This window comes from Rhodococcus sp. HM1 (genome assembly GCF_023218075.1).
GTDB lineage: Bacteria > Actinomycetota > Actinomycetes > Mycobacteriales > Mycobacteriaceae > Rhodococcus.
Map to the genome: position 1 here is coordinate 1 of NZ_JALPTB010000023.1, position 14,520 is coordinate 14,520.

Genomic DNA, 14,520 nt, shown 5'->3' on the forward strand with positions numbered 1-14,520 from the left:
ACACCGGGACATGCCATCACCCCAGCTCACCGCACACAACAACCCCCCACACCCACCACCAGGCACACACGCCGAGGGACGCACCCAGACCGCGACACCACCGCCGAACGCATCACGCCCCCACCTCCGCCTCGTCCACCGTCGCGTCGACCACGACCGCACCGCCCAGACGCGCCGTCGTCAGCAACGCCTCCACATGCCCCTCACGCAGGCTCTGTGTCTCCCCCTCGTCGTCCACCGAGGTGAACACCACCGCACCCACATACCGCTGCCAGACGAAGCCGTGGGCCTTCGCAATCAAGGTCGCCACACGATTGACCACCGGCTCCCCGGGGAGGATCGCCGGGGAGGAGCCGATGAACGCGAGCTGATCCTCGTGCAGTTCGGTGCCGGTCAGCGTCGCGATCAGAGCCGACTGGGCAGCCAGGAACTCGGGGGCACCAGCGACAACACAGGTCAGGTCCGCAGCCCCTCCCCCGAATTCAAACAACTTCGCACATTCGCCCGGTACAACCCGTAGCGAGCATCGTTCTCATAACAACGGAGCACCACCTCATCCGGTATCCCGGCCCGCCGCAACAACACCGTCCGCAGCACCCACGACAACGAATAATCCACTGCTATCAGCAGAAGCATCAGACCGTCGGACGACGCGTCCGAGGTGTACGCCTGATGCGCGAGCTGGTTGCGCGCCGAACACACCTGGCCAGGCCAATCCGAGAAATCCGCCACGATCCCGGGGACCGCGCACTCGGCCGACTCCTGCAACTGCTCCAGGCGCCGGCGATACGGAAGCTCATCAAAATGGCTCAGAGCCTCGTTCAGCGCCTTTTCCGACTCTTCGCGGTCGAACCCCTTCTGCTCCAGCATCTCTGCGCCGGTTGTGCGTGCCGCGCGACGGACACGATCACGCGCATTGCCGCTGAGTCCCGGAAAGCGGGAGGTAACCGGATACAAGCGCCGGTGCAGTCCCTCCGCGAGGGCACACATCGTCAGTGCCTGTGCCTGGATGGCCCCGCGAACCGGGTCGGCCACCGCGCTCGCCAACCCATCCAAGGACCGGCTCACATCGATCCACGTGGAGAACACCTCCAACGTCAGCTCCCGGGTGGGGACCACCGCATCGGGATAGGAGCCAGCCGTCCCGGAGTCGATGCTCCTGCCGATCACCGGCAGCCACCACGTGTCCTCGACATTCCGCTCGTCCGCGACCCGAAATTCGAGCGCGGTGACCTGCAACCGACTTTGTGTGGCCAGCTTCGCCAGTGTCAGCACCGGATCGACAACCAGACGTGCGTACTCCCGCCGGGTCAGCGGACTGTGCGCTCGATGTTCGAACCACACCTGCCCATCCTCATCGGCCCACACCCGCAACGAGCCAACCTCGTCACTCACCGCCTCCTGTCCAGACCGCATCAGGTGAGCCCACCAGTGGGGATCGTCGAGACAGAACCGCACCGCCGAATAGCACTGCTCCCCACCGTCCACATGAGCACCTACTACCACCACAGGAGCCCGAAACCACTGCCGCAAAAGAACATCATGGTCAGCCTGAGCGTCCACGACCGTGACCTCGGTCCCGTCATCGAGGACACCATGCACCGTCACCGGCTGAAAATCCGCAACGACATCATCCGGATCTCCGCTGGTTGTCACCGCGTACATCCCGTTCGATCCGCGCTGCTCGACGCGAAGCGAACGACTGGGCGAAATGGGTCTTTCGACACGCAGCTCGGCCTCCTTGCCGGGGCTTACGTGCAGTTCCCCGCGGCGCTCAGGCAACGGCGTCCCCACCCGCCAGAACCGCCCCAGCATCACCTCGTCACCTACAGGCATCCGGTCCTCCCTTCACACAGCGCCCTGATGCAGGAGACACGTCCTTCCTCAAGCCGGTCGGGCCGCCAGCAACGCCGGCACCGCGCTGCGCTCACGTACCCACCTCGCCACCGTCGGATCGATCCAGGACAACACCTCGAGCAACTCCCCATGCAGACCGGCGACGTCCTGACCGGTGCTGGCGACCTGCGCGCCGTGGATCGGCTCGTGATGAGCAATCCGATTCCGCAGCGTGTTGAGATGATCAAGCCGTCGATAGACATCCTGACGCCGGTTGGGACGCTGATGCGGATACGCATGCCGCACACACGGAGTCCACAACGTGGCCTCATAGGAGCGCGCATGCAGAAAACGCCAGAACCCGAACATCAACTCCGCCACCACCCGACCCGGCACCTCCGCGCGTCCCCCGCGAGTCGCACGACGCCGCGCCTCGGCAACATCCTTCTGCGACTGCGGCGTCAACGGTGCCGTCAGATACCACGGATCGGCACCCCGATTGCGGCGGTTCCACCGATCGAGCTGGGCATGACAGGCATTGCGCAAGACCACCTCGAGGTAACCGAGATCCTCGAACACCGCCGCACCCAGGCGAGCGTTCCACTCGTACAGATCCAACGCCCGATCAAGATCACCACCGGTCGCCGCGAGATACGACGACAACCGCTCCGGCGTCAACAACACACGCATTGCCTGCGTCACGGCCGCGCTGCGGTTGGGCATATCCCTCCAGTACCGATATAGTTGACAGCGAAGACCCCGGAGCGGCCTCTGCACACCACAGTGCACGTCCCCGGGGTTTTGACATTCCACCACCCCGCTCCTCGTGGCCGCTCCCCGGCCACCGTGAGCACAGACCGCCGGGGTAGAAGACACCTCTCTGTGGTGCAGACCCCATTGCGTATGGGGGTCACTAATCACCGAGGCCGCGAGGCTCGGAGTCACTGGTGATGTGGTCGCCGAAGAAGTCGCGGCGAGCCCGTGCGAACAACTCGGGATAGTCCATCCCGTACGTCTGCGCGGTGTGCCGCAGCGCCTCGATCGCCGACTCGAGCGGAGTGGCCTCCGAATACATACTCCGCGCGTACGCCAACAACGCCTCGTACTGCTGAACGAGCTCCGCACTCGCAGGTAGCCCGGACACGAGGGTGAGCCGGATCCGCGGATCGACATCGATCCGATTGCGGGCGGCGGTGCTGGCGAGGAAGTCCGGATGCACGGGATGTCCGGCATCCATCTCCGCAAGCCGATCACGGAACCACGGGGACCGTACGAGTCCGGCACGTTCCCACGCCCGGTGCACGCACCAGCGCGCGAAAGCGCGCTGCCGATCGTCGTCGAGCGCTTCGACCCGGTCGATAAGATCCCGGTCCAGTCCCGCGACGTGCCGGGCGGCATAGATCGCCTCGAGAGCCGGCGTAAGCGGTTTTCCACCGAAGGTATGCAACACCGCGCGTACGGCCAAAGCTTCGCGGCTGCGCGGCGCCACGGTGACCACTTCCCCGGAGTCGTCCCGGATGTAGACATACGCCCTCGACGGTTCCGGCCGGTCGACCTGCGGCTGCGGTGACCACGCGGTGTCGGTCTTACGCAGTGTGCGTACCTGCGCATCCGCGATACGGGTGGTGGTGGGCCACAGGCAGATCAGATAATCCTCGACGATCTCGTCGACGTCGAGACCGAAATGAGTGTCGCGGCCACGAGCGTGTGCCCGCACCCGATAGGTGCCCGCCGGGACCGGATCGATGGTGGTGCAGACGGTGCCATCGGCGGCGGAGACGACCATCGCCTGGGTCGCCGAGACGATGGTTTCCTCGACGACCTCCCAGCCTTCTTGCGCAAGATCGGTCGGAGGCCGATCGAGCAGCTCGACCCTGACTCGGACCGGACCGTAGGCAATGCCGGTGTAGAACCAGACGGCCCCGTCACCAACATCGATCAACGTGCCCTGCGCGAGCGGATCGAGAGTGTCGACCGTGGGGTCGCCGAAACTGAACTGGTGATGGTCGACCTGGACCACGCCGTCGGACTGCACCGCACGATCATCGCGTACCGGACCCTGCCACGCCGGATCCCATACTGCATCGGCGTGGCGGTGAAACCACCACGGAGAATCGCAGCCCTCGAGCCGCTAACTGCTCGTTTCAGAATGAGGACGGCATCGTTCAGGGCACCGGTTCCCATACCAGCTGATCGTCTTCGATGTACGGCTGATATCTCGCCCATTCGGACATGCGCATCGCCATCGGGGCGTTGCGTTCGAGGCAGGATGCGAGATTGTCGAGCATCGCGCTGAGCGATCGCCACAGCGGCAGCCGGTGAACCCAGTCCTGGTCCGGCCAGAGGTTGACGCTTGCGTGCAGCGGGCCGTGCCGGGTGTCGACGAACAGGGTGTCGGCATCCCTGCGGGCGAACGGAATGAACCCGGGCAGCATGACGGCGGTGGGTGAACCCGCCGGTTGTGCCATCTCCTCGGCGATGTCATCTCCCGCCTCGTGCATCTGCTCCCTGGCCAGGCGTTGCCCCAGTGCGTGTACCTGCACCACTCGCTCGAGCGACAGCAGCTCGAAACCAGGGGGGAGCAGCAGCATTCCTCGTCGATCATCGGCGTCGGCCACGTGTCGGTACAGCTCACGGACCTCCGCTGGCCACGGGCACGTCGCGTCCTCGGCAACGGCAACGGCAACGTCCTCGGCGGAGGCACCGACATACTCCACCCGCAGATTCGTCGTCAGTAGCGGGCGCAGTCGATTCCACTGACGCTCTATGGAGGTGGGTGGAGTCGAGGTCGCCAGCCGGTGCACGTCGTCGCTGTCCGCGGCGGGCAGGATCCGCCGGAGCGTGTGCGGGTCGAGGTCGTGGTGGCTCACGACGAGCAGCCTATGGTGTGGGTCGGCGATGTATGCACCATCTACGTCGGGCAGAGTGCCCATGTGGCTGATGATCTTGTTGCTGACGATCTGTGGGAGCGAATAGCGCCCTTGCTGCCGCCTCGCCCTGCGCGCCGTTCCCGCTTCCCGGGACGCAAACCCATCGACGATCGTGTCGCACTCGGTGGCATCCTGTTCGTCCTGCGCACCAATGTGAGCTGGCGCGATGTGCCGGCAGAGAAGATCGGATGCAGCGGCATCACCTGCTGGCGCAGGCTGCGGGAATGGACCGAGGCCGGGGTGTGGCCGCGGCAGGTGCTGGCCGAGGTGTACGACCAGCTCGGCTTCGGGATCGTCGACGATGCGGTGTTCCGCGACCTGGTGATCGCTCGCATCGTCGAACCCGGCTCGAAACTCGACGCCGGCCGGGTCCTGCAGGACCTCGGGGCGGACCCGCCGAGCTACGCGACGATCAAACGTCACTTGGGTCAGGTCATCACCGGAAAGTACCGGGACCGCATCGCCGAGAAATGTTTCGCCCATGCCGCCGAAACCGGTGGCTTGAGCCTGTTGTTGTACGACGTGACGACCTTGTATTTCGAGGCCGAAAAGGAAGATGAACTGCGGAAAGTCGGATACTCGAAGGAGCGTCGGGTCGACCCGCAGATCGTCGTCGGGTTGCTCGTCGATCGCACCGGTTTCCCCCTCGAGATCGGATGCTACGAGGGCAATTCGGCCGAGACCCACACGATCGTGCCGATCGTGCGGCAGTTCCAGGCCCGCCATGACCTCGAAGGGGTCGAGATGGTCGTCGCCGCCGACGCCGGGATGTTGTCCGCGTCCAATCTCGCAGCACTGGACGAGGCCGGACTCAAGTTCATCGTCGGATCCCGCGCCACGAAAGCGCCTGGTGATCTCGCCTCCCACTTTCATTGGAACGGCAATGTTTTCACCGATGGGCAGATCATCGACACGATCACGCCACGGCACGGCCGCTCGGTGGTCAACAACTCTCGCAAGCGCGCCGAACCGGTATGGGATCGGGCGGCGCATCCGAATGCGTGGCGGGCGGTGTGGCAGTACTCGCGCAGCCGCGCCGCCCGGGACGAGAAGACACTCAACGCGCAGGAAGCCCGCGCCCGGGCCGTGGTCGACGGGGACACCGCACCGAAGTCGACGCGATTCGTGAAGACAACTGCGAAAGGCCGGCGACTGGATACTGCGTCGCTCGAACGAGCCCGGATGCTCGTCGGGCTGAAGGGATATGTCACCAATCTTCCTGTCTCGCTGATGGACCCGGGAGAAATCATCGGCAAGTATCACGAGTTGTGGCATGTGGAGCAGTCATTTCGGATGTCGAAGACGGATCTGCGGGCACGGCCGATCTTCCACCGCACCCGCGACGCAATCGAGGCGCACCTGACCGTGGTGTTCACGGCCTTGGCTATCTCACGGGTGGTGCAGGAACGCAGTGGGCTCGCGATCGGCAAGGTCGTCAAGCTGCTGCGGCCGCTGCGGTCGTCGACCATCGCGATCAACGGAACCCGGCACACGTTCCCGCCGCAGGTCGAGGCCGATATGCAGGTGCTGCTCGACCGGATTTCAGGTACCGAAGTCACGCACTAACGAAATGAGCCAACTCGGGACGAGCGGCATCAGTTGAGTGACGTCGTGGCGGTTTCCGCCGGTCAGCGACACCGCAAGAGGGGTTCCGTGCCGGTCGACGATCACATGGTGCTTGCTGCCGGTGCGGCCGCGATCGACCGGTGAGGGTCCCGTGTGATCCCCCCTTTGAGGGCCCGCACGTGCGAGCCGTCGACGGCGACGTCGTCCATCTCGAGCAACCCGGCGGCTCACAGCTCCGCGAGCAGCATCTCGTGCAGCCGCGGCCACACCCCGGCCTCGGTCCACTCCCGCAACCTGCGCCAGCAGGTCACTCCGCTGCACCCGATCGTCTCTGCCGGCACATCACGCCAGGCCACGTTGGTGCGCAGAACGAACATGATGCCGGCCAGGGCGACCCGGTCGTCGACCGGCTTGCGTCCCGGAAACCGGAACCGGCGGGCAGATCTGGGCGGAAGCAGCGGAGCTACACGCTCCCACAGATCGTCAGGAACAAGATCAACAGACACTCTCGACACGGTGCCCGAAACCGTCCCGGAATGCCATCTACCACGCCGAACTCATTCTGAAACGGTCAGTTAGACTTACGACAAGTACCGCACCTTGCTGCGCCGGCGCGGGATCACCCCGATGATCGCCCGCCGCGGCGTCGCGCACGGTTCCGGTCTGGGCAAGGTCCGCTGGGTCGTCGAGCGCACCTTCGCCTGGCTGCACCAGTTCAAACGCCTGCGTGTCCGCTCCGAGGATCCCCGCCGTTTCGAGGAGGGCTTCCGAGCAGCGATGCGCTCCCTCGCCGACAGCGGGCGCGCCTTGGAGACGAATACTCGCAGGTTGTGGCCGTGGATTCCGCAATGGTGGACCGAGGAAGGCGGTCGAGCCATCACCTTCGGTAGCGATGCACACGAGCCGGAGGCGGTGGCCGACAACTTTCCCGAAGCTGTAGCGATAGTGGAATTCTTCGGGTTCCGCCCCGGCCGGCGCGCCGAAGACATCTGGACCCTACAGCGAAGTCTGTCCGTCTCTACGGTCCCGGTATCAGGGGTATCCGGTAGCCACCTTGCAGGTGGAGGATCCTGGGGATCTGTCGAGATGTGGCCCGGAGTGACGAGACATGCCCCGATACGTCGACGGATGCAGAGCATGTCGACCGTGCTCGTCTACCCTCAGGTGCGCCGTATATAGACTTGCCGGTATGTTCTTCGGTCCCCGCAGCGGTATGACCCTGATGTGCTTTCTGCTGTCGTGGGCTGTTGCCGTTGTCTTCTCCGTCGATCTCGGATCGGCCGGTCCCACACCGGTGTTGCTGGCAGGGTTCGTGGTCATCCTCGCCGCAGTGGCGGCTGTGCTGGGGACGGGCCGTGCGGACGATGCGCTGTTCGGATTCGACCGGACCACGCGTGGACCGACCGAGGAAGAACAACGCCGCCGCGGCGAGCTTCGGCGTCACTACCATCCGCTTCGGCCACACGCATCCTCGATCAGGTGGGCCTTGCCGAGATCGCCGATCAACTTCCCGTGACGATGTCCAGTGGCCAGCGTCATCGCCTGGCGTTGGGTTCGGCGCTGGTGCGCCCTCGCACGATAGTGGTGCTCGACGAACCCGAGCAGCACCTCGACGCCGGGGGCCGTGCCTGGCTCGCCGAAGCCATCCGCGCCGAGAAACACGCTGGCACTGCGGTGCTGCTGGTCTCCCACGACCACACCCTGGTCGCCGCAGTAGCCGACGAGATCGTCGACGGTGACTCATGGCGCTGACCGATACGTCCCGTCCGATTCCCTCCGCGTCGACACTGCGCGCCCTCCGTCGCAGTTTCGAACGTGCCCACACTCCGCCGATGCTCCGCGAAGGAACCTTCGCGCTGACCGCCCTCGGGGCGTATGTGTGCGGCGGTGTGCTGTGGTGGTTGACGACGCGGCCGGCGACCGTGCTCACCACCTCGCCTCTGATCGACACCCACCAGCGGTGGAACCCGACATGGGGATAGACCGTGGCCGGGGTGCTCACCGCCGCCCTGGTGACGGGAGCAGCAGCGCTGGGGCCGGTGAACGTTCGCAGCGAGACCGCATGGTGGTTGCTGCCCACCCCGGTCGACCGGCGCGGGGTGCTCCGGCCGCGGATCGGTGCGACCCTCGGCAGCGGAGGTGCCCTCGGCCTGGCCGGGGGCCGGTTGTGCGCATTCGTCGGTGAACTCGCGCACTGGCTGCCGTGCACACTGCTCGGCGCCGCTCTCGGCGTCGGCAGTATTGCGCTCGGCGTGCTCGTCCAGTGCGGGATCCTTCCCCCCTGGACCCTGCGTGCCGTTACCGCCGTCTGTCTCTCGGGTGCAGCCATGGCAGCGATCGTCGCTACCGCAGGCGGCACGGTCGCGCTGATCACCTCGTGGGCTCTCGTCCTCGTCGGCTCGATCGTGGCGGTAGTCCTGTCCGGGATGGCCCTGTGGTGGTGCGGTCGGATCACGGTGGCCGAGATGGCGATCGGTTCCGAGACCGCCGCAGCGATGTCGGTGTCGCTGACGATGCTGGACCTGTCGATCGTCACCGGCGCCCTGGAACAACGAGCCTGGCGACGCGTGGCTCGCCGCCCCTCGCGCCGGATGCCCACCTCCCGCACCCGCGCCTTGATCCGTATCGACGCACTACCTCATGTGCGCCGTCCGCACTCGCTGCTCGTCGCGGCCGGTGCCGTGTGTACCGGGTGGGCGCTGTCGGCAGTGCTGTCGCCGATCGCTGCGGCATGGACGCAGCTGGCGCTCGTGGTCGGGGTGTGCATGATCTTCAGTGCCGGACTGCGGGAGTTGTGCGCCGATCCCGCACTCGCGAGGATGCTCGGAGCCGACGATCGAGGGTTGCGGTTGCCGTTGACGGTGATCCCCGTCGTAGCGGCGGTGGTGACGACGGTGCTGACCGCGCCGCTGGCGGCGATGAACCCGACACCGATGGCACTGGTGCTGATCGGCGCGGTGACCGCGATGTACCGGATCCGGACACGAGCGCCCCTGACCTACGACGGTCTGATCCTCGAAACCGGCTTCGGACAAGTCCCGGTCGATCTGATCCGGCAGAAGATCCGCGGTACCGACGCGATCGTCGTAGCCGCGGCACTACTCGCTGTCTGTGTCTGATCTCTTTCAATTGTCGATCTCCCACTCCGGGTACCGCGCCGGCGGAAGAAAATCCGGGCGCCCGATCCGGATCGGGGCGACCTGATGATCATCGCTGCGGTGAACCCGGACGACGGCGGGATGCGCGATCCACTCACAGGCCCACAGCTCGGCCAGCCGGTGAACCGGCGGGTCCGAAACCCGCTCGTCGTCCACAGTTACATCGATGGTTGTGTCCGGCGGCGCAGTACCGACGACCGCCCACCAGGTCGGATGCGGGACATCGCCGGGAAAGACCTCGCCGAAGGCGGTCACCGCGGTGTAGTCCGGTTCGCTCCAGATCGGCACGCCCTGCTGCTCTGCCTCGTACAGAATCTCCAGTGCGTCCTCGGCGGCGACGAGATGCCTGCCGTCCTGCCGGTACTGAAGCACCATGCCGGAGACCGGGAGAATGAGACGGTCGATGTGCATCGGGTTCCTCTCGGGGTCGGCAGAGTCGTCCGTTGAGGTAACCAGCGACCTGCACTCACTGCTCGATCGTCACAGAAAGAGGACCGCTCTTCGACCGAACCTCGTGTTCGTCCCGGTGAGGTGGCATCCGACTACCGCCCTCAGGGCGGGCGAGCAGTACCGGGCCATGGGCGATCGCATCGATCTCCTTGCCGTTCGAGGCGTCGATCAACGACGCCATGTCCGGATCCGGCCACCCGTTCGGGGCGGGCCGCCGTCGCGACGTGCGGGAACCGATCCTGTCGCGACGACCCTCGCTGCGGCCCGGGCACAACAGATGGTGCTGGTATATGCCAGCGCTGAAAACCCGCAGTCCCTGTTGTCGGGTCCTCCGCCACGCGCGCGTCGAACGGCGGGGCGACAAAGCGTATTCGTCTTCGTCGCCCGCCCTCGATCACCCGAATGGCGGTAGAAGCTCACCGATCACGGGTGATCGTCGACGAATCGGCCCAGAAGAACACCTCCTGTACGGGCCGGTCGAACGCGGCACTGATGCGCAGTGCCAGGTCCAGACTCGGCCGCTGGTCTCCCCGCTCGAGGGCGCCGATCGTCTGTACGTGCGCCCCGCTCAGTTCCGCCAACGGAGGGCGTGCAAACTTGCCTGACCAGGCAGTGGCAACTTCGAGCTGTACATGCACGCGCCCAGGTGTCCCCCGCAGCAGGTGACAAACCCCGGTATCGACCGGTTCCGTTCCAAGGACTCCTTCACCCGGCACAACGGCACCGCACCGCTACCGGTGTGGTCGTCGAATCATGCTCGACATCGCCTCTCACGCACGGGAGACCGACAACTCAACGCCGCGATACACCGGATCGCACTCACTCAGGCGCGTTGCCACGAGGACGCACGCGTTCTGTTGACTCGCCAGTGTGCACCTCACGCAGTGGCATGCCACTGCGTGAGGTGGTGGAATCTATGTCTCGGGTGTCAGCGTCGTCGGTCCGCACTGGCGTGAGGCGCTGGAGTCACCGTCGTGGAGAGGGTTTCGCACGTCCCCGTCATGGACGACGACGACGAGAACGGCCCGCTCGGGTGACACCGACCTCACCCGGTGCGGTGTGTTCGCGTCGAAGTAGAGGCTGTCGCCTTCGTCGAGCTGGATCATCTGGTCGGCCAGGGTCACTTCGACCGCACCCGCTGTGACGTAGATGAATTCTTCCCCGGGATGCTCCATGAAGTCGGATTCGGGGTGGATTGTGGGGTGAACTACGAACGGCTGCATGGCTTTGCCGACCATCCGGGTGGCGACGGGGTCGTACACTGCGCGCCCGCCGGTGCCGTCGACCCGGGCGCGTTGGCTGCGCCGTTCGATGGTGACCACGGTGTCGTCGGGATTGTCGGAGAACAGCTGGCTCACGTCCGCGTTCAATGCACCCGCGATTTTCAACGCGACCGCGATCGACGGTGTGCGCAGTCCCCGTTCGACCTTTGACAGATAGCTCTTGGTCAGGCCGGTTCGCTCGGCCAAGACGTCGAGCGTCAGTCCTGCGCGTCGCCTGTGTGCGCGCAACAGCGCCGCCATCGTGGTGTACCCACCTTTCTCGGTCGGACGGGCGTGCCGATCGTCGCCCTTGCTCATCGTATTGCACAGTACACAATGTTGACAGTTAGGACACTGTGTGTCCTATAGTCATCGATGTGCCCTCCCCTCACCTCTACGGAAGGAGCTCGAGATGGCCACGACCATGAACCTCGGAAAAGCCGAACTGATGACCTCGGCCCAGAAGGACATGAACACCAAGCTCACCACCGCCGACTGGACGGACCGTCAGAAGCTCGCGCTGACCTGCCGCTCCCTCTTCGACGCCGGACACGATTCCGGTCTCGCCGGCCAGATCTCGGCACGCGGTCAAGAACCCGGCACATTCCTGACACAACAGCTCGGCCTCGGCTTCGACGAGATCACCGACAACAACCTCCTGCTCGTCGACGAGGACCTGCGAGTTCTCGAAGGCAGCGGGATGCCGAATCCCGCCAACCGTTTCCACAGCTGGATCTACCGCGCCCGCCCCGATGTGAACTGCATCGTTCACACCCATCCGCTGCACGCGGCGGCGTTGTCGATGCTTGAGATCCCCCTACAGGTCTCGCAGATGGATGTCACTCCCCTGTACGACGACTGCGCGTTCCTTCCGGACTGGCCCGGCGTGCCCGTCGGCAACGAAGAAGGTGAGATCATCTCGGGCGCACTCGGGGACAAACACGCCATTCTCCTGGCCCATCACGGCCAGCTCGTCGTCGGCGCCACCATCGAAGAAGCCTGCTCACTGGCCCACCTGATCGAACGAGCAGCACGGCTTCAGCTCCTAGCGATGGCCGCCGGCGAGATCAAACCGCTTCCTCCCACCCTGGCCAAAGAAGCCCACGATTGGACCCTGACCCCGCGGCGCAGCGACGCCAACTTCCAGTATTACGCCCGCAAAGCGCTGCGCTCCCATCCCGACGCGATCACCACATCCTGACTCGCGCCCCCACCATCTTGGAGAACATTGTGACCACCATCCACGGAATCGTTGCCTATCCCGTCACCCCGTTCGACAGCCACAACCCCGACAAGGTCAGCATCGACGTCCTTCATCTGCTGCTCGACCGCATGATCGACACCGGGGTCGATGCGATCGCCCCGCTGGGCAGCACCGGAGAAAGCGCCTACCTCGATCACAACGAATGGGCCACCGTTGCAGCCGAATCCCTCCAGCACACTGCCGGGCGGGTTCCCACCGTGGTGGGGGTCTCCGACCTGACCACCACCGGAACCGTACGCCGCGCACAGATCGCCGAACGACTCGGCGCCACCGCGGTGATGGCCCTGCCCATCTCGTACTGGCGCCTCACCGAGGACGAACTCCGACTTCACTTCACCACGCTCGCAGAATCCATCGGCATCCCGGTCATGGTCTACAACAACCCCGCGACCACCGGCATCGACATGTCCCCGGAATTCCTGTTCGAACTCGTCAGCGACGTCGACAACATCACGATGGTCAAAGAATCATCCGGTGACATCACCCGGATGCAGCGCCTCAACGAGCTCAGCGGCAACACGCTTCCGTTCTTCAACGGGAGCAACCCCCTCGCGCTGACGGCGTTCCAAACCGGAGCCACAGGATGGTGCACCGCCGCCCCCTGTCTCGTCCCCGACCAGGTCGTCGCATTCCATCGCGAGATCACCGCAGGACGGACTGATGCCGCGGCCGACATCTTCGACCGGCTACGCCCATTCCTCGAAATGATCGTCAGCCGCGGCCTGCCCACCACGATCAAGTCCGGCCTGCGCAGCATCGGAATCGAAGCCGGAGATCCGCGCCGACCCCTGTTGCCGCTCGACGCCCCCGGAGCCACCGAGTTGAAACGACTCATCGACGCCTGCCGCTAACTGACCGTTTCAGAATGAGTTCGGCGTGGTAGATGGCGTTCCGGGACGGTTTCGGGCACCGTGTCGAGAGTGTCTGTTGATCTTGTTCCTGACGATCTGTGGGAGCGTGTAGCTCCGCTGCTTCCGCCCAGATCTGCCCGCCGGTTCCGGTTTCCGGGGCGCAAGCCGGTCGACGACCGGGTCGCCCTGGCCGGCATCATGTTCGTTCTGCGCACCAACGTGGCCTGGCGTGATGTGCCGGCAGAGACGATCGGGTGCAGCGGAGTGACCTGCTGGCGCAGGTTGCGGGAGTGGACCGAGGCCGGGGTGTGGCCGCGGCTGCACGAGATGCTGCTCGCGGAGCTGTGAGCCGCCGGGTTGCTCGAGATGGACGACGTCGCCGTCGACGGCTCGCACGTGCGGGCCCTCAAAGGGGGGATCACACGGGACCCTCACCGGTCGATCGCGGCCGCACCGGCAGCAAGCACCATGTGATCGTCGACCGGCACGGAACCCCTCTTGCGGTGTCGCTGACCGGCGGAAACCGCCACGACGTCACTCAACTGATGCCGCTCGTCGAGGCGATCCCCCGTATTCGAGGCCGGCGGGGCCGGCCGCGGAATCGGCCCCGCCGGTTGTTCGCCGACCGAGGCTACGACTACGACAAGTACCGAAACCTGCTTCGCGAAAAGGGGATCACCCCGATGATTGCCCGCCGAGGCGCCGCGCATGGCTCCGGGCTCGGCAAGGTCCGCTGGGTCGTCGAGCGGACCTTCGCTTGGTTGCACCAGTTCAAGCGTCTGCGAACACGTTCCGAGGTACGAGCGGACTTGCATGAGGGGCTGCTCGAACTCGCGTGCAGCATCATCTGTTTGAGGCGACTGGATAGTGCCCCGTGGAGTGGTGGACTTCGGATCGGCTCTGCAGCACACGTAGCGATCAACGAATCATGCTGAATACTATGCTGTTTCGTTCGATCCGGTCAACGACAACGCCGGTTCGGTAGCGTGCTCTTTGGCGGCGATCACCGCACGGAGCTCGTCCATGCTCACATCCGAGACATAGCGGCGGGTGACCTGCCACTCATCGTGTTGCTCGATGACCACCGCGGTCGCCAACCGCAGGAAGGCCGCCGGGTTGGGGAAGATCTCCACGACATCGGCTCGACGCTTGATTTCCTTGTTCAACCGCTCGATTATCCGGCCCTCGGTGCCGGATCAACCC

At 65.2% G+C, this 14,520-nt stretch carries 14 protein-coding genes and 7 pseudogenes; 10 read left to right on the forward strand and 11 right to left on the reverse strand.

Annotation, left to right across the window (positions count from 1 at the left end):
- Positions 1–112: 112 nt before the first annotated feature.
- From M1M07_RS13835 to M1M07_RS13855, 5 genes are all read right to left on the reverse strand, one after another.
- Positions 113–490, reverse strand: coding sequence for a hypothetical protein (locus tag M1M07_RS13835; RefSeq protein ID WP_248674580.1), 378 nt, complete (start codon positions 488–490; stop codon positions 113–115).
- Positions 457–1,836, reverse strand: a complete 1,380-nt coding sequence (locus tag M1M07_RS13840) for a HEPN domain-containing protein (RefSeq protein WP_248674581.1) — start codon at positions 1,834–1,836, stop codon at positions 457–459. The genes M1M07_RS13835 and M1M07_RS13840 overlap by 34 nt, the downstream gene beginning before the upstream one ends.
- Before the next feature lie 48 nt (positions 1,837–1,884).
- A complete protein-coding gene (locus tag M1M07_RS13845; protein ID WP_248674582.1) occupies positions 1,885–2,559 on the reverse strand; it encodes a hypothetical protein in 675 nt (224 codons plus the stop codon).
- Positions 2,560–2,749: 190 nt separating this feature from the next.
- Positions 2,750–3,871, reverse strand: a complete 1,122-nt coding sequence (locus tag M1M07_RS13850; RefSeq protein ID WP_248674584.1) for a hypothetical protein — start codon at positions 3,869–3,871, stop codon at positions 2,750–2,752.
- Positions 3,872–4,001: 130 nt separating this feature from the next.
- Positions 4,002–4,706 carry a hypothetical protein gene (locus tag M1M07_RS13855; protein ID WP_248674586.1) on the reverse strand — a complete coding sequence of 235 codons (705 nt, stop codon included), beginning with the start codon at positions 4,704–4,706 and terminating at the stop codon, positions 4,002–4,004.
- A gap of 63 nt (positions 4,707–4,769) precedes the next feature.
- Between M1M07_RS13855 and M1M07_RS13860 the strand changes: the two are divergent.
- Positions 4,770–5,033, forward strand: a pseudogene (locus tag M1M07_RS13860) (transposase); the annotation flags it as partial.
- Positions 5,022–6,332: pseudogene (locus M1M07_RS13865) on the forward strand (IS1634 family transposase); the annotation flags it as partial. The pseudogenes M1M07_RS13860 and M1M07_RS13865, both read left to right, overlap by 12 nt.
- Positions 6,333–6,344: 12 nt before the next feature.
- Here M1M07_RS13865 and M1M07_RS13870 read toward each other — a convergent pair.
- Positions 6,345–6,838, reverse strand: a pseudogene (locus M1M07_RS13870) (IS5 family transposase); the annotation flags it as partial.
- A gap of 76 nt (positions 6,839–6,914) precedes the next feature.
- Here M1M07_RS13870 and M1M07_RS32750 point away from each other — a divergent pair.
- From M1M07_RS32750 to M1M07_RS13890, 4 genes and pseudogenes are all read left to right on the forward strand, one after another.
- Positions 6,915–7,250, forward strand: a pseudogene (locus M1M07_RS32750) (transposase); the annotation flags it as partial.
- A gap of 561 nt (positions 7,251–7,811) precedes the next feature.
- A complete protein-coding gene (locus tag M1M07_RS13880) occupies positions 7,812–8,084 on the forward strand; it encodes an AAA family ATPase (RefSeq protein ID WP_248674588.1) in 273 nt (90 codons plus the stop codon).
- Positions 8,075–8,314, forward strand: coding sequence for a hypothetical protein (locus M1M07_RS13885; RefSeq protein ID WP_248674590.1), 240 nt, complete (start codon positions 8,075–8,077; stop codon positions 8,312–8,314). The genes M1M07_RS13880 and M1M07_RS13885 overlap by 10 nt, the downstream gene beginning before the upstream one ends.
- 3 nt (positions 8,315–8,317) lie before the next feature.
- The gene (locus M1M07_RS13890; protein ID WP_248674591.1) at positions 8,318–9,451 is read left to right on the forward strand and encodes a DUF6297 family protein; all 1,134 of its coding nucleotides are present in this window, start codon (positions 8,318–8,320) and stop codon (positions 9,449–9,451) included.
- A gap of 6 nt (positions 9,452–9,457) precedes the next feature.
- Here the strand turns inward: M1M07_RS13890 and M1M07_RS13895 are convergent, their stop codons facing one another.
- The 3 genes from M1M07_RS13895 to M1M07_RS13905 form a co-directional block, all read right to left on the reverse strand.
- Positions 9,458–9,901: a hypothetical protein gene (locus tag M1M07_RS13895; RefSeq protein ID WP_248674593.1), complete on the reverse strand. Its 444-nt coding sequence runs from the start codon at positions 9,899–9,901 to the stop codon at positions 9,458–9,460.
- A gap of 55 nt (positions 9,902–9,956) precedes the next feature.
- Positions 9,957–10,121 (reverse strand): hypothetical protein, encoded by a 165-nt coding sequence (locus tag M1M07_RS13900; RefSeq protein WP_248674595.1) that lies wholly within the window; start codon positions 10,119–10,121, stop codon positions 9,957–9,959.
- A gap of 235 nt (positions 10,122–10,356) precedes the next feature.
- A complete protein-coding gene (locus M1M07_RS13905) occupies positions 10,357–10,521 on the reverse strand; it encodes a helix-turn-helix transcriptional regulator (RefSeq protein ID WP_282582043.1) in 165 nt (54 codons plus the stop codon).
- A gap of 96 nt (positions 10,522–10,617) precedes the next feature.
- Here M1M07_RS13905 and M1M07_RS32755 point away from each other — a divergent pair.
- A pseudogene (locus M1M07_RS32755) lies at positions 10,618–10,809 on the forward strand (transposase); the annotation flags it as partial.
- 45 nt (positions 10,810–10,854) lie between these two features.
- Here M1M07_RS32755 and M1M07_RS13915 read toward each other — a convergent pair.
- Complete coding sequence (locus tag M1M07_RS13915) at positions 10,855–11,463, reverse strand: helix-turn-helix domain-containing protein (RefSeq protein ID WP_248674648.1); 609 nt, start codon at positions 11,461–11,463, stop codon at positions 10,855–10,857.
- Positions 11,464–11,614: 151 nt separating this feature from the next.
- Here M1M07_RS13915 and M1M07_RS13920 point away from each other — a divergent pair, with 151 nt between their 5' ends.
- From M1M07_RS13920 to M1M07_RS13930, 3 genes and pseudogenes are all read left to right on the forward strand, one after another.
- Positions 11,615–12,403 carry an aldolase gene (locus tag M1M07_RS13920; protein ID WP_248674598.1) on the forward strand — a complete coding sequence of 263 codons (789 nt, stop codon included), beginning with the start codon at positions 11,615–11,617 and terminating at the stop codon, positions 12,401–12,403.
- A 26-nt stretch (positions 12,404–12,429) separates the two neighbouring features.
- Positions 12,430–13,317, forward strand: a complete 888-nt coding sequence (locus M1M07_RS13925) for a dihydrodipicolinate synthase family protein (RefSeq protein WP_248674650.1) — start codon at positions 12,430–12,432, stop codon at positions 13,315–13,317.
- Between the two features lie 69 nt (positions 13,318–13,386).
- Positions 13,387–14,252 (forward strand): annotated as a pseudogene (locus M1M07_RS13930) (IS5 family transposase).
- Positions 14,253–14,255: 3 nt separating this feature from the next.
- Here M1M07_RS13930 and M1M07_RS13935 read toward each other — a convergent pair.
- Positions 14,256–14,492 (reverse strand): annotated as a pseudogene (locus tag M1M07_RS13935) (transposase); the annotation flags it as partial.
- Positions 14,493–14,520 lie beyond the last annotated feature (28 nt).